This window comes from Streptomyces caelestis, from assembly GCF_014205255.1.
Classification (GTDB): Bacteria; Actinomycetota; Actinomycetes; order Streptomycetales; family Streptomycetaceae; genus Streptomyces; species Streptomyces caelestis.
Genome location: NZ_JACHNE010000001.1, coordinates 4,255,982 through 4,280,570, shown reverse-complemented (window position 1 = coordinate 4,280,570; position 24,589 = coordinate 4,255,982). Strand labels below are relative to the sequence as shown.

General features: G+C 71.7%; 22 protein-coding genes and 2 tRNA genes. 15 read left to right on the top strand and 9 right to left on the bottom strand.

Annotated elements, in window-relative coordinates; genetic code table 11:
* Positions 1-22: 22 nt before the first annotated feature.
* Both HDA41_RS19455 and HDA41_RS19450 read right to left on the bottom strand, forming a co-directional pair.
* Entirely contained in the window at positions 23-4,720 is a 4,698-nt protein-coding gene (locus tag HDA41_RS19455) for a hybrid sensor histidine kinase/response regulator (protein ID WP_230299736.1), read from the bottom strand.
* 417 nt (positions 4,721-5,137) lie between these two features.
* On the bottom strand, positions 5,138-5,692 hold the full coding sequence (locus tag HDA41_RS19450) for an SSI family serine proteinase inhibitor (RefSeq protein WP_184985619.1): 555 nt from the start codon (positions 5,690-5,692) through the stop codon (positions 5,138-5,140).
* 234 nt (positions 5,693-5,926) lie between these two features.
* Here HDA41_RS19450 and HDA41_RS19445 point away from each other — a divergent pair.
* The 4 genes from HDA41_RS19445 (at position 5,927) to HDA41_RS19430 (ending at position 8,488) form a co-directional block, all read left to right on the top strand.
* A tRNA-Ser gene (locus HDA41_RS19445) sits at positions 5,927-6,017 on the top strand.
* Positions 6,018-6,338: 321 nt separating this feature from the next.
* Positions 6,339-6,728 (top strand): hypothetical protein, encoded by a 390-nt coding sequence (locus tag HDA41_RS19440; protein WP_184985617.1) that lies wholly within the window; start codon positions 6,339-6,341, stop codon positions 6,726-6,728.
* A 289-nt stretch (positions 6,729-7,017) separates the two neighbouring features.
* Positions 7,018-7,090 (top strand) — tRNA-Arg (locus tag HDA41_RS19435).
* Positions 7,091-7,312: 222 nt separating this feature from the next.
* Positions 7,313-8,488 carry a PP2C family protein-serine/threonine phosphatase gene (locus HDA41_RS19430; protein WP_184993554.1) on the top strand — a complete coding sequence of 392 codons (1,176 nt, stop codon included), beginning with the start codon at positions 7,313-7,315 and terminating at the stop codon, positions 8,486-8,488.
* A gap of 309 nt (positions 8,489-8,797) precedes the next feature.
* Here HDA41_RS19430 and HDA41_RS42710 read toward each other — a convergent pair whose 3' ends face one another.
* Positions 8,798-9,043 (bottom strand): hypothetical protein, encoded by a 246-nt coding sequence (locus HDA41_RS42710; RefSeq protein ID WP_376706800.1) that lies wholly within the window; start codon positions 9,041-9,043, stop codon positions 8,798-8,800.
* Complete coding sequence (locus HDA41_RS19420) at positions 9,033-9,281, bottom strand: DUF5819 family protein (protein ID WP_376706799.1); 249 nt, start codon at positions 9,279-9,281, stop codon at positions 9,033-9,035. Before HDA41_RS19420 ends, HDA41_RS42710 begins: the two co-directional genes overlap by 11 nt.
* A 90-nt stretch (positions 9,282-9,371) precedes the next feature.
* Here HDA41_RS19420 and HDA41_RS19415 point away from each other — a divergent pair, with 90 nt between their 5' ends.
* Positions 9,372-9,698 carry a GYD domain-containing protein gene (locus HDA41_RS19415; protein ID WP_184993552.1) on the top strand — a complete coding sequence of 109 codons (327 nt, stop codon included), beginning with the start codon at positions 9,372-9,374 and terminating at the stop codon, positions 9,696-9,698.
* A 120-nt stretch (positions 9,699-9,818) separates the two neighbouring features.
* Here HDA41_RS19415 and HDA41_RS19410 read toward each other — a convergent pair whose 3' ends face one another.
* On the bottom strand, positions 9,819-10,040 hold the full coding sequence (locus HDA41_RS19410) for a hypothetical protein (protein ID WP_184985615.1): 222 nt from the start codon (positions 10,038-10,040) through the stop codon (positions 9,819-9,821).
* Between the two features lie 272 nt (positions 10,041-10,312).
* On the bottom strand, positions 10,313-10,789 hold the full coding sequence (locus HDA41_RS19405; protein ID WP_184985613.1) for a MarR family winged helix-turn-helix transcriptional regulator: 477 nt from the start codon (positions 10,787-10,789) through the stop codon (positions 10,313-10,315).
* A 104-nt stretch (positions 10,790-10,893) separates the two neighbouring features.
* Between HDA41_RS19405 and HDA41_RS19400 the strand changes: the two genes are divergently transcribed.
* The 8 genes from HDA41_RS19400 to HDA41_RS19365 all read left to right on the top strand — a co-directional run bounded on the left by HDA41_RS19400 (position 10,894) and on the right by HDA41_RS19365 (position 21,165).
* The gene (locus tag HDA41_RS19400) at positions 10,894-11,307 is read left to right on the top strand and encodes an HGxxPAAW family protein (RefSeq protein ID WP_184985611.1); all 414 of its coding nucleotides are present in this window, start codon (positions 10,894-10,896) and stop codon (positions 11,305-11,307) included.
* 46 nt (positions 11,308-11,353) lie between these two features.
* Positions 11,354-12,226, top strand: coding sequence for a DUF2797 domain-containing protein (locus HDA41_RS19395; RefSeq protein WP_184985609.1), 873 nt, complete (start codon positions 11,354-11,356; stop codon positions 12,224-12,226).
* A gap of 483 nt (positions 12,227-12,709) precedes the next feature.
* The gene (locus HDA41_RS19390) at positions 12,710-13,450 is read left to right on the top strand and encodes a response regulator transcription factor (RefSeq protein WP_184985607.1); all 741 of its coding nucleotides are present in this window, start codon (positions 12,710-12,712) and stop codon (positions 13,448-13,450) included.
* Positions 13,447-15,033: a sensor histidine kinase gene (locus HDA41_RS19385; RefSeq protein WP_184985605.1), complete on the top strand. Its 1,587-nt coding sequence runs from the start codon at positions 13,447-13,449 to the stop codon at positions 15,031-15,033. The genes HDA41_RS19390 and HDA41_RS19385 overlap by 4 nt, the downstream gene beginning before the upstream one ends.
* Before the next feature lie 14 nt (positions 15,034-15,047).
* Positions 15,048-16,457, top strand: coding sequence for a bifunctional glycosyltransferase family 2/GtrA family protein (locus tag HDA41_RS19380; RefSeq protein WP_184985603.1), 1,410 nt, complete (start codon positions 15,048-15,050; stop codon positions 16,455-16,457).
* Complete coding sequence (locus tag HDA41_RS19375; RefSeq protein WP_184985601.1) at positions 16,454-18,649, top strand: ArnT family glycosyltransferase; 2,196 nt, start codon at positions 16,454-16,456, stop codon at positions 18,647-18,649. The genes HDA41_RS19380 and HDA41_RS19375 overlap by 4 nt, the downstream gene beginning before the upstream one ends.
* 114 nt (positions 18,650-18,763) lie before the next feature.
* A complete protein-coding gene (locus tag HDA41_RS19370; RefSeq protein ID WP_184985600.1) occupies positions 18,764-20,260 on the top strand; it encodes an MFS transporter in 1,497 nt (498 codons plus the stop codon).
* Positions 20,261-20,406: 146 nt separating this feature from the next.
* The gene (locus HDA41_RS19365) at positions 20,407-21,165 is read left to right on the top strand and encodes a TetR/AcrR family transcriptional regulator (RefSeq protein ID WP_184985598.1); all 759 of its coding nucleotides are present in this window, start codon (positions 20,407-20,409) and stop codon (positions 21,163-21,165) included.
* A 22-nt stretch (positions 21,166-21,187) separates the two neighbouring features.
* Here HDA41_RS19365 and HDA41_RS19360 read toward each other — a convergent pair whose 3' ends face one another.
* Both HDA41_RS19360 and HDA41_RS19355 read right to left on the bottom strand, forming a co-directional pair.
* Complete coding sequence (locus HDA41_RS19360) at positions 21,188-21,658, bottom strand: PPOX class F420-dependent oxidoreductase (protein ID WP_184985596.1); 471 nt, start codon at positions 21,656-21,658, stop codon at positions 21,188-21,190.
* Positions 21,659-21,668: 10 nt separating this feature from the next.
* On the bottom strand, positions 21,669-22,031 hold the full coding sequence (locus HDA41_RS19355; protein ID WP_184985594.1) for an STAS domain-containing protein: 363 nt from the start codon (positions 22,029-22,031) through the stop codon (positions 21,669-21,671).
* 207 nt (positions 22,032-22,238) lie between these two features.
* Between HDA41_RS19355 and HDA41_RS19350 the strand changes: the two genes are divergently transcribed.
* Entirely contained in the window at positions 22,239-22,961 is a 723-nt protein-coding gene (locus HDA41_RS19350; protein WP_184985592.1) for an ANTAR domain-containing protein, read from the top strand.
* A 56-nt stretch (positions 22,962-23,017) separates the two neighbouring features.
* The gene (locus HDA41_RS19345) at positions 23,018-23,719 is read left to right on the top strand and encodes a GAF and ANTAR domain-containing protein (RefSeq protein ID WP_184985590.1); all 702 of its coding nucleotides are present in this window, start codon (positions 23,018-23,020) and stop codon (positions 23,717-23,719) included.
* Here HDA41_RS19345 and HDA41_RS19340 read toward each other — a convergent pair.
* Positions 23,702-24,520, bottom strand: a complete 819-nt coding sequence (locus tag HDA41_RS19340) for a YceI family protein (protein WP_184985588.1) — start codon at positions 24,518-24,520, stop codon at positions 23,702-23,704. The genes HDA41_RS19345 and HDA41_RS19340 overlap by 18 nt on opposite strands.
* Positions 24,521-24,589: the final 69 nt, after the last annotated feature.

Here is a 24,589-nt window from a genome sequence, read left to right as displayed (position 1 = left end):
GCGCTGGGAGGTCAGGCAGGCCCTAGTTGGTCCCGATCCGGGACAGCAGGTCGACGATCCGGGACTGCACCTCGCCGCTGGTGGACCGCTCCGCGAGGAAGAGCACCGTTTCTCCGGAGGCCAGCCGCGGCAGGTCGGCCTGGTCGACGGCGGCCGTGTAGACGACGAGCGGGGTGCGGGTGAGCTGCCCGTTCGCGCGCAGCCAGTCCACGATCCCGGCCTGCCGCCGGTGCACCTGCATCAGATCCATCACGACCAGGTTCGGCCGGAACTGCCCCGCCAGCGTCACCGCGTCGGCGTCACTCGCCGCCCGCGCGACCTGCATCCCGCGCCGTTCCAGCGTCGCCGTCAGCGCCAGCGCGATCTCCGCGTGCTCCTCGATCAGCAGCACGCGCGGCGGGTGCTGCTCACTGTCGCGCGGCGCCAGCGCCTTCAGCAGGACGGCGGGATCGGCACCGTACGCCGCGTCCCGCGAGGCCTGGCCGAGTCCGGCCGTGACCAGGACGGGCACCTCGGCGGCGACGGCGGCCTGCCGCAGCGACTGCAACGCCGTACGCGTGATCGGCCCGGTCAGCGGGTCGACGAACAGTGCCGCCGGGAAGGCCGCGATCTGCGCGTCGACCTCCTCGCGCGAGTTCACGATCACGGGCCGGTAGCCGCGGTCGCTCAGCGCCTGCGAGGTGCTGACGTCCGGCGCGGGCCACACCAGCAGCCGCCGCGGGTTGTCCAACGGCTCCGGCGGCAACTCGTCGTCCATCGGCTGCGGCAGCGGCGGATCGGCCACCTCCACGGCACCACCGGGCCCGTCCAGCGGCTCCGGCCCCTCGGCGGCGTTCTCGTCCGGCGCGCCTATGGCGTACGACCGTCCACCACCCTCGGTCATCTGCGCGAGCCGCGACTGTCCGGCGAGGGACGGCTGTGCCGCGACGGGCGCGGGGACCGAGGCGGTGCCCTGCGCGGGCGTCGGCTCGGCCGTCGGGTGCGGGCGCGCGGCCTGCTCCGGACGCGGCGCCGTCTCCTGGCGGGAGATCTGTTCGCTCCGACCGGCCTGTTCCGTCCGCGTGGCCGGGTCGGGCGGCGTGCCGAGCTTGCGGCGCCGGCCCGATCCGCCCGGCTGGTGCGGGGGCGGCGTCGCCGAGGGCTGGGGCGCGGAAGCGGCCGGGGGACGCCCGACGGGCGCCCCTGACGGCTGCTGCACGTGGGCCGCCTGCCGGTTGAACGGCACGCCCTGCCCCAGCGTCCGCACGCTGATCGCCCGCCCCTGCGTGGAGTTCGGGTCGACGAGTGCGGCGGCCTCCGAGGGCAACGGCTGAGCCGCCCGTCGCGCCTGCGCCGCGCCCTCCGGGGGCAACGGGGTGCCCGGGGGCGGGACCTGGGCCGCGGGGGTGCCGTTCGGGGGCGCGGGGCGGGCGGTGCCGTTGGGAGGTACGGACTGTGCCGCGCCGGTCGGAGGCACGGCGGTACCGGCCCCCGTGCTGTCGTCGGCGGCGGGCCAGGGCTGTGACTGGGTGGCGGGGGTGCCTTGGGCCGGGGACGGGACTTCGGGGGTGGCGGTGCCCTGGGCCGGGGTGCCCGGAGCAGGCGTTCCCCGGGCCGGGGTGTCTTGCCCGGGGGAGGCCTCGGCGGGGAGCGGCTGACCGGTGGAGGGCTGCTGCTGCGGTGCGGCGATGCCCTGCTGCGGCAGGGGCTGGGCGCCGTGTGGCTGATTCAGGGAGGCAGGCTGGAGCGCCTGACTCGGGAGGGCCGCCTGCACGCTGTGCCCGAGACCGCCCGGGGCGGGGACGGACACGCCCTGCGGGGGTACGGCGACGCCCTGCGGTGCCGCGGCGACCCCCTGGGGCGGGACTGCGGTGCCCTGCGGCTGAGGGACGTTCACGTGCGGGACGTCCCCCTGGGGGGGAACGGCGTTGCCCTGCGGGTTCGGGTGAGCTGCGTTCCCCTGCGCCGGAACCGCCACGCCCTGCGGCGGCACGGCCGTACCGGGCGCGACCTGCCCGGCAGTCACCCCGGCCTGGACGGGCACACCCTGCCCCGGGGCGCCCTGCCCCGGACCGGTCTGGCCCGCCGGAACCTGCCCGGTGACGTCCTGCTGCGCGGGAATCCCCTGCGAACCAGCCCCGGCACCAGCCGTACCGGGCACCTGCGCTCCGGCCCCGTCGGCCGGCTGAGCCGCAACGGCCCGCCGCCGACGCCCGGTCGGCGCACTCGTGGGATGCGGCTGAGGCGGGGTGTGATCGGCGGACTGGTCGTGCGGGACGGCATCGTGCCGTCCCTCCTCGGCAGCCCCGTCACCGACGGCGGCCGGACCGGGAACCGCCACGACTCCGTGCCCCTGACCCGGCACCTGCCCCTGACCGGGCACACCACCCGGCGCGACCTGCTGCCCCTGGTCGGCAGGTTCAGCCGGTCCAGCCGGGGCCTGATCCGCCTCGGCCGGCGGCAGAGCGAACACCGGACGCGGCCCCGCCGCCTCCTGCGCTGCCGCCCGCTCGGCGGCGGCAGCCAGCGCCCGCCGCCGACGCCCGGTCGGCTGCGAGGCCTGGGCCTGACCCTGGGCCGCGTCGGCGGAGCCCCCGGCGGCCTCGCCGGACGCCGCGGGCAGTGCCGGCGGCAGCGCGTGCTGCTCGCCGGCTTCCGGCCGGGCCCGCCGCCCGGAGGGCGCGGGCACGCCCTGCGGCGGAACGGTCCCGCCCAGCCCCGTACCCGAGGCGGCGGTCCCCGCCGCATGCTCGGCGGCCGTGACGACGGCTCCTTCGGCGACACCCTGGACGGCACCCCCGACGGGCAGGGCCGCAGGAGCCCCGGCGTCCTCGGCCGCACGCCGCCGCCGCCCGGTACCGCCCGACACGGCCGTACCCTCACCGGAAGCCTGCGCGGGAAGGGCAGCCGGTTCCCCGGCGGCCCGCCTCCGGCGCCGCCCGGTGGGCACGGCCCCCTCGGCACCGGACCCATCGGCCTCGCCGGCCACGTCGCCGTCAGCCGGAACGTCACCGTCCAGGAACGCGTCGGTATTGGCCCGCCGCGCCCGGCGCCGCCCTCCACCGGAAGTCTGCTCACCGGAGGCCTGCTCACCCTCGGGCAGCCCCTCGTCCACCGCCTGAGCGGCGGCATCCGCGGCGACGGCCCCGGCCCCGCCCCCGATCGGCACTTCGAGGACGTACGCGCTACCGCTCATCCCCGGCACTTCATGCGTCTGGAGCACGCCACCGTGAGCCCGGACGATCCCGCGGACGATGGGCTCGTGCACGGTGTCGCCGCCGGCGTACGGTCCTCGCACCTCGATGCGTACGACCTCGCCGCGCTGGGCCGCCGCTACCACGACGGTGTTGTCCATGTAGCCGCCCGCCGACACGGGCGTGTTGCCGGTCGCGTCGACCCCCGCCACGTCCGCGACCAGATGCGCGAGGGCGGTCGCGAGCAGCCTGGGATCGACCTCGGCCTCGATGGGCGGCGCGTGCACGGCGAACTGCACCCGCCCGGGCCCGATGAGCTCGACGGCCCCGTCGACACCGGCGGCGACGACGGCGTCCAGCATCACCTTCGTACGGGAGATGCCCTCGCTGCCCGTGTCGAGCCGCTGATAGCCGAGGACGTTGTCGATGAGCGTCGTGATGCGCGAATACCCGGCGGACAGGTGGTGCAGCACCTGGTTGGCCTCGGGCCACAGCTGCCCGGCGTCGTCCGCGGCCAGCGCGGCCAGCTCGTGCCGCAGCTCCTCCAGCGGCCCGCGCAGCGACCGCCCGAGCAGGGTCAGCAGCTGCTCGTGCCGCGCGGCGAGCGCCTCGTACCGGTCCTTCTCCCGCTCCCCGAGGGCGGCGTACCGCTCCTCGTTCGCGCCGAGTTCCTCGGCGTGCCGCTCGCGCAGCTCCTCCAGCTCGGTGACGTGCTGCTGGCGCAGCGCGGTCAGCTCGGAGGCGTGCTCCTCGGCGATCCGCTCCAGCTCTTCCTCGTGGCGCTTGAGCGCCGCCTCCTTCTCCTCGACGACGGCGTCGTAGGGCCGCCGGTCGGTGAAGGTCATCACGGCGCCGACGAGCTGCTCGCCGTCGCGCACGGGCGCGGTCGTCAGATCGACCGGCACCTTGCCGCCGTTCTTGGCGTACAGCACCTGCCCGCGCACCCGGTGCTTGCGCCCGGAGCGCAGGGTGTCGGCGAGCGCCGACTCCTCGTACGGGAAGGGCGACCCGTCGGCACGCGAGTGCAGCACGAGCGTGTGCAGCTCACGCCCGCCGAGGTCACTGGCCCGGTAACCCAGTATCTGAGCGGCGGCCGGATTGACGAGCACGATCCGCCCGTCGGTGTCGGTCCCGACGACGCCCTCGGCCGCGGCCCGCAGAATCATCTCGGTCTGCCGCTGCGACCGCGCCAGCTCGGCCTCGGTGTCCACGGTGCCGGACAGGTCCCGCACGACGAGCATGAGCAGCTCGTCGCTGGTGTAGCCGTAACCGTCGTAGGCCTGCTGCCCGTTCTCCAGATTCGCGCTGGTGACCTCGACGGGGAACTCGGTTCCGTCCGTCCTGCGCGCGATCATCCGGGTCGGCTTGGTCCGGGCATGCGGATCGAGGTGCTCCGGCCGCCGCATGGACCCCGGGATGAGCTTGGAGTCGAACTGCGGCAGCAGATCGAGCAGCCCGCGCCCCACCAGAGCGGTGCCCGGCGTCTCGAAGGCCTCCAGGGCGATGGTGTTGGCGTTGACGACCGTCCCGTTGGCATTGACCAGCACCAATGCGTCGGGAAGAGCGTCCAGTATGGCTGCGAGGCGAGCAGCGCCTCGGGATGGCCTGCTGCTCACGAGACGCTTCCTCCCTGTTACCGCACCTTGCCGACCGCTCGGGCCATCTTGCCAACCGTCCCGCGGCGTGTCACGCGAGGGAGTCTAAGGGCTGCGGTTGCGCTCGCGACGCCGGATGAGAGCGAGGTCGCACGAGGAAGTGACCCCGAACTGTTGACCGAGTAACCGGAAACGCCCGCCCTCCTGCAACGACGTCGCGGGACCTTCGCGGGACCTTTACGAGGACAGCGTTTCTGTACCTTTTCGCCCGGGTGGCCGGATGAGGGCCTGAGGTGGCCGGACAGGCGCGCGAGCGTGCCGCCACGGGAACCCCGGAACGGAACCGCCAGGCGACCACCACGGGCTCCCTCAGGGGTGCTTCTCGGAGCCCATGTCCGGCAGCAGCGGCACGAGCCGGTCCCAGCGGGCGATCCCGCAGCCGTCCCGGCGGTCGTACGTGGCGTCGACGGGCCGTCCGGCCCAGGTGCCGGTGACGTGCGCGGTGGCCGGCCCGCCGTACTGCATGGTGCAGAAGCCGCCCTCCGGGGCGGGTGCGAAGACGTCCTTCCCCCACCGGGTGTCCCGCTCCAGGGCGGCACAGGCCCCGTCCGGGTCGGGATGACTGCCACCATTGGGCCCGCAGTACAACTCATACGTCCCATCGACCTCACCGCCCGCGTTCCGCACGGTGACGGTGAGATGGTCCCGGGCCGGGCCCTGGCCGCCGTCGAGCCCGGCCGGGGGCGGGAAGGCCTGGGCGTACGCGGCCGGAGAGACCGCGGCCAGCGACCCGAAGGCGGCGACCGAGGCGGCGGCACCGACGACGAGCCGCCGCAGACCGGAAGGAGCGGTGGTCCGGGAGGCCTCGAAGGTCCGGGACGCGTTTCCGGGGTCACCCCGGCGAATGGCATGCGAGATCGACATGACCTGACTAACGCGGCGCGGCCCGGTACGTTGCGCGCCGGTTTGATGCGCCGCACGACTCCACCGCACACCGCGCCACCCCACACGCCGGCGCACCCCCCTCGGTACCGCCCGGACAAGGCCTTTGCCCTGCGCCCTTCCCGCCTAGTACCGTGGGGGTCGATTGGTGACAGCACGCTCGACTGTGTCATCATCGGCACGCACCGACTCGCGCTCGCGCGGGAGGATGTGCATGGAGGCGTCGCCTAGTCCGGTCTATGGCGCCGCACTGCTAATGCGGTTTGGGTCTTAAAGCCCATCGAGGGTTCAAATCCCTCCGCCTCCGCCTCAGCTCAGGGAGTCCGGCATGACGTTCCGGACTCCCTGAGCTTTTCCGTCAGGTTTTCGGGGCCTTCTGAAGACCATCGCCTACATGGCCGTAGAAAGCCTCCAGGCCGTGCCGTCTCGAGTAAACGGCCGTTATCAGCAGGCCGGGCCCTTCGATTCTTCAAGAAGTGAGCCATATCACAGGGTCACTTGCACTGGATGCCTGAATTTGCTCCGCATTACCGCTCTTTCCTTGGTTCGCCATCTTCGATGGAATCGCACTCCATCGAGCATTCGAATGTGGGGGAACGTGCGACGCATAACGACCATTATGACCGCCGTGGCAGCCGCTGCCTCGGCCACGCTGATCAGCGCCGGCCCTGCGGCGGCAGCGACACCGCCGGGCTGTTCCAGCGTCTCGCAGATCGGCGCGACCGGTTACATCAAGGCGGGAGGAGTCACTGCAGCATCAGTGAAGCAGTACTACGGGTGTGGCAAGAACTACAGCTACGTCTGGGTGTGGGAGTCGTTCAGGGACAATGCCTGGTCGAGCGTGTACACGGCAGTCGTGACGCGTGACGGCGACCGGCACGGTGGGGTCGCCAAGGCCCGCCCGACGTACGAGGTGTGGAGCAACGGCGCCAACACGGCAAGTCAGTGCACATATGCCGTGGGTCAGCTCTTGATCAACGGTGAGGGCTTCCCTGCCGCCTCCTCTGAGGTTTGCTGATCAGGTCCATCCCGGCCTTCGTCAGGGATCGGGCTTCGAGCACAGCGATCGGCCCTGACTAGGGGCTGTCTGTGCACACCCAGCCCGTCGAGCCATCGACCGTCCGGGCCTGCGCGCGTCCAGCTCGTCCTGCCGAGGGCGTCGCGCGGGCCGGGACGCCCTGGTGACGGTTTCGCAGGTCACAAGGGGTGCGGCTAACGGATTTCACATGGCGGCGGCAGTCATGTAATGTTCTTCCTGTCGCCGCGAGCGAGCCGGAAGGCCCGAGAGCGGCGAAAAAAGAGAACAAGCACTCGTAGCTTAACGGATAGAGCATCTGACTACGGATCAGAAGGTTGCAGGTTCGAATCCTGCCGAGTGCACACGGACCAGAGGCCCCGGATCACTCCGGGGCCTCTGGCGTTTCCCCGACTCGAGCCGCAGCGGTCTCCAGCATGGTGTCATCGTGACCGTCGGCGGATTGACGCTCACCGCGAAGGTTCCCAAGCTGGTAATGAGGGGGGCCGGTGGAAGGGACCGCGGTCGTGAGTGGTGGACAGATTGGGCTTCCTCGGTTGCTGACAGCGGCGGAGACGGCAGCGCCGGTGGATGCCGCCGACGTGGTCGCGGAGGATCTGCGGCAGCGCTTCAAGGCGGCAAGGGTCTCTTTCCTCATCGTGGATTTGACGGGGAAGGCCGTGGCGCGGCTGTCGACCGCCCCTGCGACGGGCGGCCGGGAGGCGGAACGGATCCCGATGTTCGGCAGCGCCTACGAGGAGGTGATCCGTACCCAGCGGCTGTATCAGGAGGCGACCGGTCAGGGGCACCGGGTGATCATGCCGGTGACCAACCGGGGGGACGCGATCGGGCTGCTGGAACTGCTCCTGCCGGCCGACCCCGGCGAGGACGTCCTGGACGCGGTCGGCGAAGCCGCTCACGTCCTGGCCTACATCATGATCGCCAACGGGCGGTACACCGATCTCTACACCTGGGGCAAACGCTCCGTGCCGCCCACCTTGGCAGCAGAGATCCAGTACCAGCTACTGCCCCCGTCCCTGTCCTGCGAGGCCGCGCAGTTCACGCTGTGCGGGAGCCTGGAGCCCTCCGAGAACCTCAGCGGCGACACGTTCGACTACACCTTGGACCGCGACACCCTGCATGTGTCGGTGACCGACCCCATGGGACACGACATCGATGCAGCCCTGGCCGCCACGGTCCTGGTGAGCGCCCTGCGCGGTGTCCGCCGCGCGGGAGCCGGCCTGGCCGAACAGGCCCGCCGGGCCGACCAGGCGCTGGCCGATCACGGCCACGGTCACGCCACTGGGCAGCTGCTGCGCGTGCATCTCCGCACCGGGAAGGCCCAGCTCGTCAACGCCGGTCACCCGTGGCCGCTCCGCATGCGCGAGGGGGCTGTGGAGGTGATCACCTGCGAGGTGGACCCTCCCTTCGGCCTGTCCGTGTTCGCGCCCGGCCCCTACCGCGTCCAGGAGCTCGACCTGCGTCCTGGTGACCGTCTGCTCATGTTCACCGACGGCATGGTCGAACGTCATGGCGACAAGGTCGACCTCGCCGCCCTGCTGGAGCACACCCGGGACCTGCACCCGCGGGAGGCCGCGCTGGCGCTGACGGCCGCGGTCCGGGACGCCGCCGGCGGCAAGCTCGAAGATGACGCCACGGTCGTGTGCCTGGACTGGCACGGCCCCCACGAGACCCAGCGGCACGTCAGCTCCGGGGCGGACACCCGGCAGGCTTCAGCCCCCCGCGAGAAGCAGCAGCCGTGACCGGGGCGCTCCTTTGGGCGGTACGGAAGGATGCCCGCCGCATGAGCGCCGTGTCAGGACCCCTTGGAGGGAACCCGAGGGGACGCGGTCTCCGGGCGGTCATGGGTGTCTTCCCGCCCGGCGGGAAGCACGCCTGGATACGTCGAGCCGGGTGCGCCGCCGAGCCCGCCTTGCGCGCGGGGACGGTTCCGGCGCCTGCCCCTCGTGCCGGTGTCGGCCCGCTGCCGTCCGTCCGCCGCACCACGCGTCGGCCGAGGTGAGGCAGAAGGGTGTAGAAGCGGTCGGGAAGGAACACCGCGTCCGCGACGATCATCCCCCGGAGAAGAGAGGCAGCCCCATGAGCACAGCGATGCCGATGTGCATGCCCAGCAGCATGGTGAGCACGGGTACTTGAGTCTGCCGAGTCAGGTAGAGCAGTCCGTAGCCGATGCGCAGCACCGACGCGGCGTACAGAGACACCGGCCGGCCGGTCAGGAGCTCCCACACGGCGGTGATCCGCTCGACGAGCCACCGGTCGGCGCCGGAGGGCGCGGTCTTCTGCGCCTCATTGGGCATGGCGGGTCACCTTCCACCAGGGCAGAAGCCGGCTCTCGACCGGCGTCGGCGGGCGATCGCCGACCGCGGGGCCGTGCGCGGCGACGGGCAGTGTGACGACACGGAGCTGAATGAAGTCGAAAGTGCCGCCGTTGTGGGCGGCGACGCGGTCCGCGGCGATGGTGCTCAGGTACTTCCGCATCATCACGGCGCGTTCCGTGCGCGCCGTGTCGTCTCCTCCGTGCGCGGATCCGCTCATCGCCCCCGGCCGTTCGGGGGATGCGTGGGTCGCCGCCGGGCCTGTCCCGCCCCGCTGGGGCATCCCTTGAGGGAACGAAAGGGAGAAATGATGCCGCTCTATCTGTCGAGGTTCAGCTACACCCCGGAGACCTGGGCGAGGCTGATCGGCCGCCCGGAGGACCGCGCACAGGCCGCTCAGTCGTACATCGAGTCCGTCGGCGGGAGGCTCCATGGCTTCTGGTACGCCTTCGGCCGCCACGACGGCTACACCCTGTGGGAGGCTCCGGACAACGTGTCCATGGCCGCGGTTGCGCTGGCGATCAGCGGGGGTGGCGCGCTGAGTTCGCTGGAGACAACCGTTCTCCTGACCGTCGACGAAACGATGGAGGCCCTGCGCGCAGCCGAGCAGGTCCAGTACCGGGCTCCTGGCGCGTAGCGGTCCGACCGGCACGGCTACCGCGCCTGCGGTGAGCCAGGAGCGGCGCTGAGGTGGTGCGGTCGCGGGCGACCCGATGATCGGGATGCTGTCGAGCGTCTCGCCGTTTGTGGAAGCGAATCAGCTCTTGTTCATCGGGGCGCGGCGGGCGCTGTGGTCTGCGCGCATGTCCAGGGGGACGATGCGCACCCGCTCCACCATCCAGTTCCGGGCTCCTGGCGCGTAACGGTCCGACCACTGCACCGGGACCCGCCGCCTGGCGCAGCAGCGCGGGCCCGGCACCGAGGCGCCGGAGGCGATCGAGCGCCTCTGTTCCGCGCCTCGGGCAGGCGGGGTGATCACCGCATGAGTTCGCGGATTTTCAGCAGCAGCATGGTGACGGCGATGAAGGTCGTCCCTGCCCATTTCGCCGCGTCAAGGATCGTCGCGTGGAGGAGGACGGCCAGCACTCCGGCGCCGAGGCCGGTGAGGAGGCCGACCAGTATGGCGATGACGATGAGGAGGGCTCGCTACCAGGGGCCCTCACTGGGAAGAGGGGGAAGTTGAGTCGCCGTGTGCCTCCTCCGGCGCGGGTTATCCGTGCGAACTCAATCGAATCTCTTGTTCCCGAAGGGTCAGTTGGGTCGGCAATGTTCCTCCAGGTAGTTCGCCGCCAGCGCGCTCGCGCGGGTGAACCAGTCGTTCAGGACCGCGATCTCGTCGGGGGAGTAGTCCGCGAAGAGTTCCGTGAGCCGGGCGTAGTACGGCTCGTAGACCTCCCGGACGCGGGCGACCGCCTCGGGCCGGGCGGCTACGCGGATGCGGCGGCGGTCGGTCGGGTCGGGGCGGCGGGTGATGTAGCCGGCGCGTTCCAGGCGGTTGAGGATGCCGGTGACCGCGCCCGTCGTGACGTGGGCTCGGGCTGCCAGGTCGCCGGCTGTGGGCAGGTTGTCGCCGGCCTCGACGACGTAGGCGAAGCAGGTGAGGTCCGTCACATTCAGGCCTACCTGTTGGGCGATCTCGTGCTGTCCGACCAGGTGCGTCGCGATGAGGTGGTCCATCGCCGACAGTGCCTGCTCCGGCGTGGCGGCCGGGCGCGGCTTGGCTTGCATTCCCAGATCCCTTAGTTCGTGAGATGTTTGGCGCTCTAAACGCTTAGTTGGTGAGGGGTTCGGGGACGGGTTCCCGGGGCCTTCGTGTCTGAGGGGGGCAGCTCATGAGCGCACATCAGTATGACCACGGGCACACCGTCGCCGGGTGGGTCGGAACCGGGATCGCGAGTGTCGGGGCCGCTGTGGCGGGGATGGGAGTGTGTTTCGTTTCGGGTGTGCTGATCGCCGGTGGGCTCGCGATCGGTGTGGTCGCTCTGCTCGTCACCTGGGCGCTGCATCTGGCCGGCTGGGGAAAGGGCCCGGCGGTGCGGCCCCGGGCGGAGTGGGGGTGGCGGGTGCGGGACTCGGGGGCGCGGGCCGGGCATGACGAGTGCCTCGGGTGCCGGCTGGCCGGACGGCGGCGGGCGGCGGGTTCGAGCCGTACCGCCGAGGTGGCCGAAGGCGTTTCCGTAGGCGGCGTTCTGGGTGTCGGCGGGGAGCCCGAGGCCGTCGCCGTGGCGGCCGACTCCGGGCGCTGACGCACACGGACGCCGTTGTCAGTGGTGCCCTCTACGCTCGACAGAGATGGCACAGGCATGGAAGTGCTCGGGGCTGCGGTGGTCGGCGGACGGTCCCGTGCTGGCGTGGGACGGTGGGCGGCGCAGTGCGCTGACCTGGGGGAAACGGGTGGCCTTCGGGGTTGCGGAAGGGGGCGTGCGGACGTGCGTGGGGGCTCGGGGGCACGCGTGCCCGACGGGGGCGGCCGTGTCGGCGCGGAGTACGGGGGCACGGTGCGAGGAGTGTGCGCGGCTGGACCGGGCGCACTCCGTGGCCGCCGACACGATCACGGACGACCCGCGGCCGTATCACGTGTATCTGGCGTGGTTCGGGCCCGGCATGGTCAAGGTCGGGATCACGGCGGAGGAGCGGGGCTCCGCGCGGCTGCTGGAGCAGGGGGCCGTGTGCTTCAGCTGGCTCGGAGTCGGGCCGCTCATGGCCGCTCGGCGTACGGAGGAGCTGTTGCGGGCCGCGCTGGGGGTGCCCGACCGGATTCCATACGTCGGCAAGCGGGCCGTGCGGGCCAAGTTGCCGGAGGCCGCCGCCGATCGGGCGCGTGAGGTCGCCGAGCTGCATGCGAGGGCCGTGGCACTTGCCGCGTGGCCGGAGTCGCTCGTGCGCGAGCCGCTGCGAGTCGTGGATCACGTGGAGGTGTTCGGGCTCGCCGGGTTGCCCGCCGCGGTCGGGGAGGTGGGCGAGCTCGTCGCCGGTGGGGTGGTGAGCGGGGAGCTTGTCGCCGCTGCCGGGCCCGATCTGCACCTGGTGACCGGGGGTGGGGTCGTCGTGCTGGATACGCGGCTGATGAGCGGGTGGGGGCTGGTGCCCGCCGGGGGTGCGGAACTGACCGTGCCGGTGAGGGAGTTCAGGGAGGAGGCGGGTGTGCAGGACGGGTTGTTCTGACCCGCCCGCTGATGGTCGTCCGGCCACGCCTCCGCCCGGTAGATTTCGCCGCGCGCCCGCCCAGCGGGTCCTGCCGCGCCTCCGCCCGGCGGATTTCGCCGCGCGCCCGCCCAGCGAGTTCCTGCCGCGCGCCCGTCCGGCGGATACCTGCCGCGCGCCCGCCCAGCGTGTCCTGCCGCGCCTCCGCCCGGCGGATTTCGCCGCGCGCCCGCCTAGCGGGTTCCTGCCGCGCACCTGTCCGGCGGGTTCCTGCCGCGCGCCCGCCCAGCAGCGGATTCCCGCCGCGCCCCCGCCCGGCGGATTCCGCCGAGCCGCCCAGCGGATCCACAGCTTCCCCCTCATGTCTCAAGCGACCCACCGCAGGCCTCACCGCACCCGACCCGGGCCTTCCCAGGCTTTTCCTGAGAGGCGCCTGTGTGTTTCTCAGGGAAATCACAGGTTCTGGAAAGGGCGCTCTCAGAGCACCCCGACATCGTGTTCACCATGACCACGACCTCGCCCCAGGGGCGCACCGAACTGCTGAGGCCGGACGGGAGCCCCGTCCGAGTGCTTGTGGTGGACGACGAGATGTCGATCACCGAGCTGCTGTCCATGGCCCTGCGCTACGAGGGATGGCAGATCCGGAGTGCCGGTGACGGCACGGGTGCCATCCAGACCGCTCGCGACTTCCGGCCCGACGCCGTCGTGCTCGACATGATGCTGCCCGACATGGACGGGTTGGCCGTGCTCGGGCGGCTGCGCCGTGAGCTGCCGGACATGCCGGTTCTCTTCCTCACCGCCAAGGACGCCGTCGAGGACCGGATCGCCGGGCTGACGGCCGGTGGGGACGACTACGTCACCAAGCCGTTCAGCCTCGAAGAGGTCGTCGCGCGGCTGCGCGGGCTGATACGGCGGTCCGGTGCCGCCGACCGGCGCTCCGACTCCACGCTGGTCGTCGGCGACCTCACACTCGACGAGGACAGTCACGAGGTCACTCGGGCCGGTGACAACATCCACCTGACCGCGACCGAGTTCGAGCTGCTGCGGTTCCTGATGCGCAATCCGCGGCGCGTGCTGAGCAAGGCGCAGATCCTCGACCGCGTGTGGTCGTACGACTTCGGCGGGCAGGCCAACGTCGTCGAGCTGTACATCTCCTACCTGCGGCGGAAGATCGACGCCGGGCGGGAGCCGATGATCCACACCCGGCGTGGTGCCGGTTACCTGATCAAGCCCGCGGCGTCATGAGCGGGCGACGGCGGCCGAGTACGCAGCAGAGGGTGGGCAAGCCGCGCACGCTGCGCACGCGGCTCGTCGTCGCGTCCGTGGTGCTGATCGCCGTGGTGTGTGCGGTGATCGGGACCGTGACGACGCTCGCCCTCAGGTCACATCTGTACGAGCAGTTGAACGGGCAGGTCGAGGACGTCGGCAAGCGGCTGTCGGGGCCCATGAAACCCGGGGACGAAGACGACTTCGACTCGACGGACAGGATCACGGGCTTCATCAGGGGACCGGCGCAACCGAAGACCATCGCCGCCGAGGTCGCCGCTGACGGCACGCTCACCCAGGCGGTCTTCGCCCGGGAGGCCTCCAACGACAACGGCCCCTTCCAGCGGAACTCGGCCGTCGACCTCACCGACGAGCAGAAGGCCGCCCTCGCCGAGGTGCCGACCAAGGGCATGCACACCGTCGACATCCCCGGCCTCGGCGAGTACCGCGTGCAGTTCGTCCTCGGGGCCGACGGAGGCAGCTACTACGTCGCCCTGCCCACCGAGTCGGTCACCACCACGATCAACACCCTCATCCTCGTCGAGGTGAGCGTCACCGGCGCGGGCCTGGTCGCCGCCGCCATCGCCGGCTCCGTTCTCATCGGCGTCGCCACCCGCCCCCTGCGCCGCGTCGCCGCCACCGCCACCCGGGTCTCCGAACTCCCCCTGCACACCGGCGAGGTGAACCTCAGCGAGCGTGTTCCGGAGTCCGAGACCGACCCGCACACCGAGGTCGGGCAGGTCGGTGCCGCGCTCAACCGGATGCTCGACCACGTCCACGGCGCCCTGCACGCACGGCAGCAGAGCGAGACGCGGGTCAGGCAGTTCGTGGCCGACGCCAGTCACGAGCTGCGGACCCCCCTCGCCTCCATCCGCGGGTACGCCGAGCTGACCAGGCGCGGCAGAGAGGACGTCGGGCCCGACGCCCGGCACGCCCTCGGGCGGATCGAGTCCGAGGCCGGGCGTATGACGCTGCTCGTCGAGGATCTGCTGCTGCTCGCCCGGCTGGACGCCGGACGGCCGTTGCAGTTCGAGCAGACCGACCTCGTACCGCTCGTCGTGGACACCGTCAGCGACGCCCGTGCGGCCGGCCAGGACCACAACTGGCGGCTGGAACTGCCCGACGAGCCCGCGCTCGTGTCGGCGGACGCGGCCCGGCTGCAGCAGGTCCTCGTCAACCTGCTCGGCAACGCCCGTAACCACACCCCGCCCGGTACGACCGTCACCGCGCGGGTGCAGCGGCGCGGTCCCTGGCTGTGCGTGGACGTCGAGGACAACGGGCAGGGGATCCCTGCCGAGTTGCTCCCCCACGTCTTCGAACGGTTCGCGCGCGGCGACTCCGCACGGTCCCGCGCCACCGGCTCGACCGGTCTCGGCCTCGCCATCGTGCAGGCCGTGGCGACCGCGCACGGCGGTGCCGTGACCGTCGACAGCGTGCCCGGGCGGACCGTGTTCACGGTGCACCTGCCCGCGCCGCCGCCCCCGCCGCAGCCGGACATGAACCGGCAGCAGCACTCACAGGCACGCCACAGCCTCACCACATGGGCGCGACAGGGCGCCTGACGAAAGTCGGTTCCATGCGAACCGATTCTTCTCCCGGCACCCTGCCGGCGCGGGAGCACCTCCCGGCCGCACCAGCCGGTACGCCTGTCCTGGACGTAGTGATCCCCGTCTACAACGAGGAGAAGGACCTCCAGCCGTGCGTCCGCAGACTGCACGAGCACCTCGCCCGCACGTTCCCGTACGCGTTCCGCATCACGATCGCGGACAACGCCTCCACGGACACCACCCCGCAGGTGGCGGCGCGGCTGGCGGCGGAGATCCCCGAGGTCACCACCTTCCGCCTGGAGCAGAAGGGCCGCGGGCGGGCCCTGCGGGCCGTCTGGTCGGCCTCGGACTCCCCGGTCCTCGCCTACATGGACGTGGACCTGTCCACCGACCTCAACGCCCTGCTCCCGCTGGTGGCCCCGCTGATCTCCGGCCACTCGGACCTCGCGATCGGCTCCCGGCTGGCCCGCAGCTCGCGCGTGGTGCGCGGCCCCAAGCGGGAGTTCATCAGCCGGGCCTACAACCTCATCCTGCGCGGCTCGCTCCAGGCCCGCTTCTCGGACGCCCAGTGCGGGTTCAAGGCGATCCGCCGTGACGTGGCGCAGGTGCTGCTGCCCCTGATCGAGGACACCGGCTGGTTCTTCGACACCGAGATGCTGGTGCTGGCCGAGCGCGCGGGGCTGCGGATCCACGAGGTGCCGGTCGACTGGGTCGACGACCCCGACTCGACCGTGCACATCGTCAAGACCGCGACCGACGACCTCAAGGGCGTGTGGCGCGTCGGCAGGGCCCTGGCCACCGGTTCGCTGCCGCTGGACCGGCTCACCCGGCCGTTCGGCGACGACCCGCGCGACCGTGAGATCAAGGACGTGCCGCGGGGCCTGACCCGCCAGTTGGTCGGCTTCTGCGTCGTCGGCGGTCTCTCCACCCTCTTCTACCTGCTCCTCTACAGCGGCTTCCGCGTCTTCACCGGCTCCCAGGTCGCCAACGCCCTCGCCCTGCTGGTCTCGGCGATCGCCAACACCGCCGCGAACCGGCGGCTCACCTTCGGGGTGCGCGGGCGCGACGGGGCCGTACGGCATCAGGCGCAGGGCCTGGTCGTCTTCGGTATCGGGCTCGCCCTGACCAGCGGTTCGCTCGCCGCGCTGGGCGCGGCCACGTCCGAGCCCGCGCACTCCACCGAGCTGGCGGTGCTCATCGCCGCCAACCTCGCGGCGACCGTGCTGCGCTTCCTGCTCTTCCGGGCGTGGGTGTTCCCGGACCGGCACGACAGCGAGACGACGGTGGTGGCCTCGTACCCCACCGCCTCACACCTCACCGGCTCATACCCCACCGACCAGTTCCGCGCCGGTGAAGCCGCGGACGGCACCTGGAGGGACGCCACCGTGCAGCTGCTGCCGGTGCGCCCCCACACCACCGATGCGAGGGACTTCCGATGACCGCCCACTACGACCGGCAGATCACCGGCAGAGACACGAGTCCCGGAACCCGGACCCGCCCCCCGGCACCGGCGACAACGGCACCGGCGACAACGGCACCGGCGACAACGGCACCGGCCCCCGACGCCGGTGAGCCCAAGCGGCCCTTGCCGCAGCGGCTGTGGCGCGGCCGGCCCGAGGACCCCCGCTGGGCCCGCCCGGCCCTCCTCACCCTGCTGCTGGCGACCGCGGTGCTCTACCTGTACAACCTGAGCGCCTCCGGCTACGCCAACTCCTTCTACTCGGCGGCCGTTCAGGCCGGCAGCCAGTCCTGGAAGGCCTTCTTCTTCGGCTCGCTGGACGCGGCGGGCGCCATCACCGTCGACAAGCCCCCGGCCGCCCTGTGGCCGATGGCCCTGTCCGTGCGGCTGTTCGGCCTCAGCTCCTGGGCGATCCTCGTCCCGGAGGTCCTCATGGGCGTCGGCACGGTGGCCGTCGTCCACGCGGCCGTGCGCCGCCGGTTCAGCCCCGCGGCCGGCCTGATCGCGGGCGCGGTGCTCGCGCTCACGCCCGTCGTGGCGCTGATGTTCCGCTTCAACAACCCGGACGCGATGCTGGCCCTGCTGATGGCCGTGGCCTGCTCTTTCGTCATCCGGGCCCTGGAGGACGGCCGTACCAGGTGGCTGGTGTGGGCGGGTGGGGCCATCGGCTTCGCCTTCCTCGCCAAGACCCTCCAGGCCTTCCTGATCCTGCCGCCGCTGGCCCTCGTCTACGCCGTGTGCGCACCGGTCCCGGTGAAGAAGCGCTTCGGGCAACTCGCCCTCGCTGCCGCTGCGTTGGTCGTCTCCGGCGGCTGGTGGGTCGCGATCGTCGAGCTGTGGCCCGCGTCCTCCCGCCCGTACATCGGCGGCTCGCAGAACAACAGCTTCCTGGAACTGACCTTCGGCTACAACGGCCTGGGCCGCCTCAACGGCGACGAGACCGGCAGCGTCGGTGGCGGTGGCGGCGGTGGCACCTGGGGCGAGACCGGCTGGGACCGTCTTTTCAGCTCCAGCATCGGCGGCCAGATCTCCTGGCTGATCCCGGCCGCGCTGATCCTGCTCGTGGCGGGCCTGGTGGCCACCCGCAGGGCCGGGCGGACGTCGGTGACGCGCGGTTCGTTCCTGGTCTGGGGCGGCGCGCTGCTCACGACCATGCTGGTCTTCAGCTACATGGAGGGCATCTTCCACGAGTACTACACGGTGGCGCTCGCCCCCTACATCGCTCCGTTGATCGGCATGGGCTCGGCGCTGCTCTGGGAGAAGCGGGACAAGGCGTGGGCGTCGCTGACCCTGGCGGCCGCGATGACGGCCACCGCGGCCTGGGGCTACGTGCTGCTCAACCGCTCCTCCGACTACCTGCCCTGGTTGAAGTGGCTCGTCCTGGTCGGCGGTCTGACGGCGGCCCTCGGCCTGATCTTCGCCGGCCGGCTGGGGCGCCGACTGGCCCTGGGAACGGCCGGGTTGGGACTGGTCGCCGCGCTGGCCGGACCGGCGGCGTACACGCTCACCACGGTGAACGAGGGGCACACGGGCTCGATCGTCACGGCGGGTCCGGCGGTCGCGGGCGGCCGGGGCGGTCCGGGCGGCGGTGGCGCCCCCGGCGGCGGTGGGCCCGGCGGCGGTTTCCCGGGCGGTGGCCAGAACCAGCAAGGTCAGCAAGGCCGGCAGAACGGCGACGGCACCACCCAGGGCGGGCAGGGCGACGGCTTCCCCGGCGGCGCTTTCCCGGGTGGCGGCCAGAACCGTCAGAACGGCGACGGCGGCCGTACCGGCCGCATGGGCGGCGGTGGCGGCATGGGCGGTCTGCTCAACGGCGCCAGCGTCGGCTCCGAGGCCAAGAAGCTGCTGGAGACCGACGCCGACCAGTACACCTGGGCCGCGGCGGCCATCGGTGCCCAGAACGCCGCGAGTTACCAGCTGTCCACCGGCGAGCCGGTGATGGCCATCGGCGGCTTCAACGGCACGGACCCGTCCCCGACGCCGGCCCAGTTCAAGCAGTACGTCGAGGAGGGAAAGATCCACTACTTCATCGCCTCCGGCGCGGGCGGCGGCATGGGCGGCAGCAGCGACGGCACCTCCTCCCAGATCACCTCCTGGGTCGAGGCCAACTTCAAGAAGGTCACGGCCGCTTCGGCCACCTTCTACGACCTCACGCGGAAGGCGAGCAGCTGACCGTCCCCTGACCGGAGGAAGGGCGGTGGCCGAGAGCCACCGCCCTTCCTCGTTTCCCGGCACCATCTCATACTCGGTTGTACGCCGTATGGGACGTATTCTACGGTGTACAGCATGACGACGTCCCCACAGGAAGAGGCCCCGCCGCAGACGGCGCACGGCGGCCACCCCCAGCGCTGGCTGATCCTCGGTGTCATCTGCCTCGCGCAGCTCACCGTGCTGCTCGACAACACGATCCTGAACGTGGCGATCCCCTCGCTCACCCGCGAGATGGACGCGACGACCGCCGACGTCCAGTGGATGATGAACGCCTACTCCCTGGTGCAGTCCGGCCTGCTGCTCACGGCGGGCAACGCCGCCGACCGCTACGGCCGCAAGCTGCTGCTGATGTCGGGCCTGGTGATCTTCGGTGTGGGCTCGCTGGTGGCCGGCCTGTCCCAGAGCCCGGCCCAGCTGATCGCGGCCCGCGCCGGCATGGGCGTCGGCGGCGCGCTGCTGATGACCACGATCCTCGCCGTCGTCGTGCAGATCTTCGACGACCAGGAGCGCGTCAAGGCCATCGCCCTGTGGTCCACGGTCAGTTCGCTCGGTTTCGCGGCCGGGCCGCTGATCGGCGGAGTGATGCTCAACCACTTCTGGTGGGGCGCGATCTTCCTGATCAACATCCCGATCGCCGTACTCGGCCTGATCGCGGTCGCCGCGCTGGTACCGGAGTCCAGGCACAAGGCGGGTGACCGGCCCGACCTGGTCGGCGCGGTGCTGTCGACCATCGGCATGACGGCCGTGGTGTACGCGATCATCACCGGCCCCGAGCACGGCTGGACCTCCGCGCAGGTACTGGTCTCCGCCCTGGTCGGCCTGGTCGTTCTCGGTCTGTTCGTGTCGTGGGAGCTGCGGATCGAGCACCCCATGCTGGACATGCACTTCTTCCGCAACCAGAAGTTCGTGGGCGCGGTCGCGGGCGCGATCCTCGTGGCGTTCGGCATGACGGGCTCGCTGTTCCTGCTCACCCAGCACCTCCAGTTCGTGCTCGGCTACGAGCCGCTGGACGCCGGTCTGCGGACGGCGCCGCTGGCGTTGACCGTGGTCGCGCTCAACTTCACCGGACTCGGAGCGAAGCTGGTGCTCAAGGCCGGCACTCCGGCGGCCATCGCGCTCGGTATGAGCCTGGTCTCGGCCGGGCTGGCGGCGATCGCGCTGCTCGGCGGGCACGGGTACGGCGGGATGCTGCTCGGCCTGGTCGTGATGGGCGCGGGTGTGGCGCTGTCCATGCCGGCCATGGCCAACGCGATCATGAGCGCGATACCGCCGGAGAAGGCGGGTGTGGGAGCGGGGATCAACGGGACGCTCGCGGAGTTCGGCAACGGCCTCGGTGTCGCGGTGCTCGGTGCGGTGCTCAACTCGCGGTTCGCGTCGCTGGTCGCCGTATCGGCGGCGTCGTTGCCGGCGGCGCTGGCCGCGGCGGACAGCGCTGAGGAGAAGGCGCGTATCTCTGACGCGTTCGCCTCCGGTCTGGAGACCAGTCAGTTGGTGGGGGCGGTGGCTGTGCTGGCTGGGGGATTGGTCGCGGCGGCGTTGCTGCGGCGGGCTGAGCGGGCAGAGTCCGCCTAACAGCTCGGGCGGCTGGGTAGAGGGGCGGCTGCGGGGCCATTGTGGCTGGTCGCGCCCACGCGGCGGAGCCGCAGGCCGACACAGCCCCGCGCCCCCAGGAAGCGCGTCTAGCATGAGCGGCATTGCAAGACTGAGGAAGGTGCGCCATGGCGAAAGCGGCTCGGGAGAGTCAGCCGCGGACCAGCGTCTGGCTGGAAAGCAAGGCGCACCGGCGGCGCGGCGGAGGGCAGCCCTCGGGGCTGGACCGTGAGCGCATCATCGAGGTCACCGTCCGGCTGCTGGACGCCGAGGGGCTGGCCAAGTTCTCCATGCGGCGGCTGGCCGGTGAGCTGAACGTCACCGCGATGTCCGTCTACTGGTACGTCGACACCAAGGACGACCTCCTCGAACTCGCCCTGGACCAGGTCATGGGCGAGATGCGGCTGCCCGATCCGGATGCCGACGAGGACTGGCGGGACGAGGTGCGGGCGCTGGCCCGGGAGTACCGGACGCTGCTGGTGCGGCACCCCTGGGTGTCCGCGCTGGTCGGCGTCTTCCTCAACATCGGCCCCAACAACCTGGCGTTCTCCCGGGCCGTACAGCGCGTCGTGCGCAGGACCGGGCTGCCCGCGAAACGGCTGACGAGCACGATCTCGGCGGTCTTCCAGTTCGTCTACGGCTACGGCACGCTGGAGGGCCACCTCTCCGCCCGGGCCGCGGCCGGCGGCATGACCGTGGACGAGTACTTCCAGCAGGCCTTGAGCACGGTGACCGCGGCCCCGCAGGCCGCCGACGTCATCCAGGAGTCCCAGGAGATCATGGCGGCGCGTGGCGGTGACACGGTCGCGGAGATGCTGGAGCGCGACTTCGAGTTCGCGCTGGAACTGCTGATCGCGGGTATCGAGGCGATGGTCGCCCGGGAGTGACGGGCCCGAGCGGGAGGACCGGCTACTCCCCCTCGGCCAGCCGCGCCGGGAACCCGCCGGTCGCCACCGGCCCCCACCGCTCCGGTGTGATGCGGATGATCGACTTGCCCTGCTTGACCATGGCCGCGCGGTACTCGTCCCAGTCGGGGTGCTCCCCGGCGATGTTCCGGTAGTACTCCACGAGCGGTTCGACGGAGTCGGGGCTGTCGACGACCTCGGCCGTGCCGTCGATCTGGACCCAGGGGCCGTTCCAGTCGTCGCTGAGCACGATCAGGCTGACCCGGGGGTCCCGCTTGGCGTTGCGGGTTTTGGCCCGCTCCGGGTACGTCGAGACCACGATCCGGCCGGAGTCGTCGACCCCGCAGGTCAGTGGCGAGCCCTGGGGGCTGCCGTCGGCCCGCCGGGTCAGCAGGATCGCGTGGTGCCGGGGCCGTACGAAGTCGAGCAACTCGTCCCGGGAGACGCGGGTGTTCGTAGCGATGTTCGGTGCCATGCCAGGCAGCCTACGACCCCATGGCCTCGGCGAGGTTGTCGTACACGGGCACGTCCCGGCGCAGGCCGGTCAGCTCCAGTACGCGGCTGGTGACGCCGTCCGGCCGGGCCACCAGGCGCAGCCGGGCCCCGGGGTGCAGCCGGTGGCGTACGTCGTTGAGGAGACGGATGCCCTGGGAGTCCATGAAGCAGGTCGCGCTGAGGTCGAGGACGAGCACCTCCAGCCGGTCACCACGGGCCCGGGCCTCGGACACGATGAGCGGAAGCAGCTGCTCCGCGTTGCAGAAGTCGATCTCCGCGGGCATGGTGAGGTGCACACGGCCGGGCAGATCCCGGGGTTCGGTGGGATTCGGGAGGAAGGTCACAGCGCTCACCTGGCAGACGTTCGTCCGGATTCCGGTAAGGCCGCTTCCTGACCCGTGGGCCCATTCCACCATGCCGGGGCGCGGCTGCGGAAGCGCCTGTGGCGGCCGTCGGCCGGACGTCACCTTGACGCAACCGAGCAGCTAGAGTGCTGTTCGTCCTGTGCTCGCAGTCGGGAATGTGCTGCGGAGCTCTCCTGCGCACGGCCTTGGTCGTGCATGCCGAAGAGGTTCGTGGTGGCTGCGTCCGAGTTTCCTGATTTGCCCCGTTTTCAGGCCGGTTTCGAGCTGGCCGAGGCCCTGACGGTGGCGTCTCAGCAACTGCACGAGACGCCCACGCCGCACAACACGCTGCGCACGGCGGTCCGGCTGGCCGTGCACATCATGCCCGGGGCGGAGCACGTCGGCATCTCCGAGATCGAGCGCGGCAGCAAGTTCCGCACGCTCGCCTGGACCGACGACGTCGTACGCTCCGCCGAGGCCCGGCACGGCGGCCGCGAACCGCACGGGCACTGGGACCAGTTGTGGCACAGCCCGGTGGCGCGGATAACGGACAGCGAGGCCGACGAGGGCTGGGACGTGCTGTCGGCCCTGGGACTGCGCTCGGCGCTGTCGCTGCGGCTGCGCGCCGACCGCCGCCGGCTGACCGTGCTCACGGCCTACGCGCGCAAACCGGGCGCCTTCGACGAGGACGCGACGCGCATCGGCCGGCTGTTCACCACGCACGTCAGCATCGCCCTGGAGTCCGCGACCGTGCGCGAGCAGCTCACCGAGGCCATGCACACCCGGGACCTGATCGGCCAGGCCACCGGCATCCTCATGGAGCGCCAGGACATCGACGCGGCCGCGGCCTTCGAGAGCCTGGTGCGGGCCTCCCAGCGGGAGAACGTGAAACTGCGCGACCTCGCCCGCGAGATCGTCAGCGCTCACAACTCCACCTAGGGGGTGTGAGTCAAGGCGGGGGCGTTAAGGGACGCCGACGGGATATACGTACGGTCATGAGTTCCGAGACGTCCGACACGCTGGACCAGGCGATGGTGCGCAGCAGCGGTCTCGACACCCTGCTGCGCGATCTGACCGACCGTGCGGTGCAGGAGGTGTCCGGCGCCGCCGCGTGCAGCATCACGGTGAGCCGCGGTGGCCGGCTGCTCACCCTGGCCGGCAGCGACGGCCTGCCCAGCGGCCTGGACCAGCGTCAGTACGAGAACGGCTCGGGACCCTGCGTCGAGGCCGCCGCGACCGGTGTCGAGCAGTACGCCTCCGACCTGGCATCGGAGTCCCGCTGGCCGGGGTACACGCGCTACGCGCTCTCCGCGGGCGTCCACTGCGTGCTGGCCGTGCCCGTCGCCGTCGAGGGCGAGACCGGCGCCGCGATCAACCTCTACGGCGTGCGGCCCGGTGTGCTGGGCCCGGGCCGGGACGCGGCCCGGGCCTTCGCGGTCCGGGCGGGGGACGTGATCAACGTGGCGCTGCGCATCGAGCGCCGCCGCCAGTCGGCGGCCGACGTGCGCACCGCACTGCTCTCCCGCAGCGTCATCGACCAGGCGATCGGCATCCTCATGGCCCGGGAGCGGATCGACGCCCGGCACGCGCTGGAGCGGCTGCGCCGCGCCTCGCAGCACCGGAACGTCAAGCTCCGGGATCTGTGCGGCGAGTTGGTCGCGAAGGTCTCCGCGCCGGTCTCAGGCAGCCGGAAGTGACTCGCCCTGCACGGCCTGGATGTCCAGCTCCACCCTGAGCGTCGTGCCGATGGCGGCGATGCCCGCCTGCAGGACCTGGTTGTAGTTCATCGCGAAGTCCTCGCGGTGCAGTTCGGTCGTGGCGCGGAACGCCGCGCGGGTGCCGCCCCACGGGTCCGGGCCCGTGCCGAGGTAGGCCAGGTCCAGGTCGACCGGCCGGACCACGCCGTGCATGCCCAGCTCGCCATGGACCGTCCACCGGTCGGACCCGGCCGCCGTGAGCCCCGTGGACCGGTAGGTGATCTCGGGGAACCGCTCCACGTCCAGGAAGTCCGGCGACTTCAGGTGCCCGTCGCGCATGCCGTTGCCGGTGTCGACGGACGCGGCCCGGATCACCGCCTCCACACGGGACTTGGTGACGTCGTCCGGGGCGATCTCGATCGAGCCGGAGAACTCCGTGAACCGGCCGTGCACGCTGGAGATGCCCAGGTGCTGTGCCACGGCGGCCACGCTGGAGTGCACCGGGTCGATCGTCCACGGCCCCGGCGGCGGCAGCTCGGTGCCGCCCTGCCGGGCCAGCGTCACCGTGCCGACCTCGGCCCGGCTCGCCGTGACGATCGCGCTGGAGGCCGCGGGCGCGTACCCGACGGCGGTGACGATGACGGTGTACGCCCCCGGCTGAAGCGGCGTCGCGTCCCGTACGGCGCCCTCCGCGTCGGCCTCGGCACGCAGCACCTGCGCGCCGGTCATGTCGGCCACGGTGACGACCGCGTGCGACACGGCCCAACCGTCCCGGGTACGGATCCTCGCGGTCAGTCCCATCTCAGCTAACTCCTCGAAAAGAAACCGGCCCGCGGCAGCGGACGCGCCTCCGCTCGGAGCGCGCCCACC

Excerpts from the sequence above, each read along its gene's own strand:
- HDA41_RS19375 (WP_184985601.1), top strand. The coding sequence starts at position 16,454 with ATGACCGCCCACTACGACCGGCAGATCACCGGCAGAGACACGAGTCCC.
- HDA41_RS19405 (WP_184985613.1), bottom strand. The coding sequence starts at position 10,789 with ATGCAAGCCAAGCCGCGCCCGGCCGCCACGCCGGAGCAGGCACTGTCG.
- HDA41_RS42710 (WP_376706800.1), bottom strand. The coding sequence starts at position 9,043 with ATGCCCAATGAGGCGCAGAAGACCGCGCCCTCCGGCGCCGACCGGTGG.
- HDA41_RS19350 (WP_184985592.1), top strand. The coding sequence starts at position 22,239 with ATGCCGAAGAGGTTCGTGGTGGCTGCGTCCGAGTTTCCTGATTTGCCC.
- HDA41_RS19360 (WP_184985596.1), bottom strand. The coding sequence starts at position 21,658 with ATGGCACCGAACATCGCTACGAACACCCGCGTCTCCCGGGACGAGTTG.
- HDA41_RS19415 (WP_184993552.1), top strand. The coding sequence starts at position 9,372 with ATGCCGCTCTATCTGTCGAGGTTCAGCTACACCCCGGAGACCTGGGCG.
- HDA41_RS19365 (WP_184985598.1), top strand. The coding sequence starts at position 20,407 with ATGGCGAAAGCGGCTCGGGAGAGTCAGCCGCGGACCAGCGTCTGGCTG.
- HDA41_RS19340 (WP_184985588.1), bottom strand. The coding sequence starts at position 24,520 with ATGGGACTGACCGCGAGGATCCGTACCCGGGACGGTTGGGCCGTGTCG.
- HDA41_RS19400 (WP_184985611.1), top strand. The coding sequence starts at position 10,894 with ATGAGCGCACATCAGTATGACCACGGGCACACCGTCGCCGGGTGGGTC.
- HDA41_RS19390 (WP_184985607.1), top strand. The coding sequence starts at position 12,710 with ATGACCACGACCTCGCCCCAGGGGCGCACCGAACTGCTGAGGCCGGAC.
- HDA41_RS19380 (WP_184985603.1), top strand. The coding sequence starts at position 15,048 with ATGCGAACCGATTCTTCTCCCGGCACCCTGCCGGCGCGGGAGCACCTC.
- HDA41_RS19385 (WP_184985605.1), top strand. The coding sequence starts at position 13,447 with ATGAGCGGGCGACGGCGGCCGAGTACGCAGCAGAGGGTGGGCAAGCCG.
- HDA41_RS19420 (WP_376706799.1), bottom strand. The coding sequence starts at position 9,281 with ATGAGCGGATCCGCGCACGGAGGAGACGACACGGCGCGCACGGAACGC.
- HDA41_RS19395 (WP_184985609.1), top strand. The coding sequence starts at position 11,354 with ATGGCACAGGCATGGAAGTGCTCGGGGCTGCGGTGGTCGGCGGACGGT.
- HDA41_RS19370 (WP_184985600.1), top strand. The coding sequence starts at position 18,764 with ATGACGACGTCCCCACAGGAAGAGGCCCCGCCGCAGACGGCGCACGGC.
- HDA41_RS19450 (WP_184985619.1), bottom strand. The coding sequence starts at position 5,692 with ATGTCGATCTCGCATGCCATTCGCCGGGGTGACCCCGGAAACGCGTCC.
- HDA41_RS19345 (WP_184985590.1), top strand. The coding sequence starts at position 23,018 with ATGAGTTCCGAGACGTCCGACACGCTGGACCAGGCGATGGTGCGCAGC.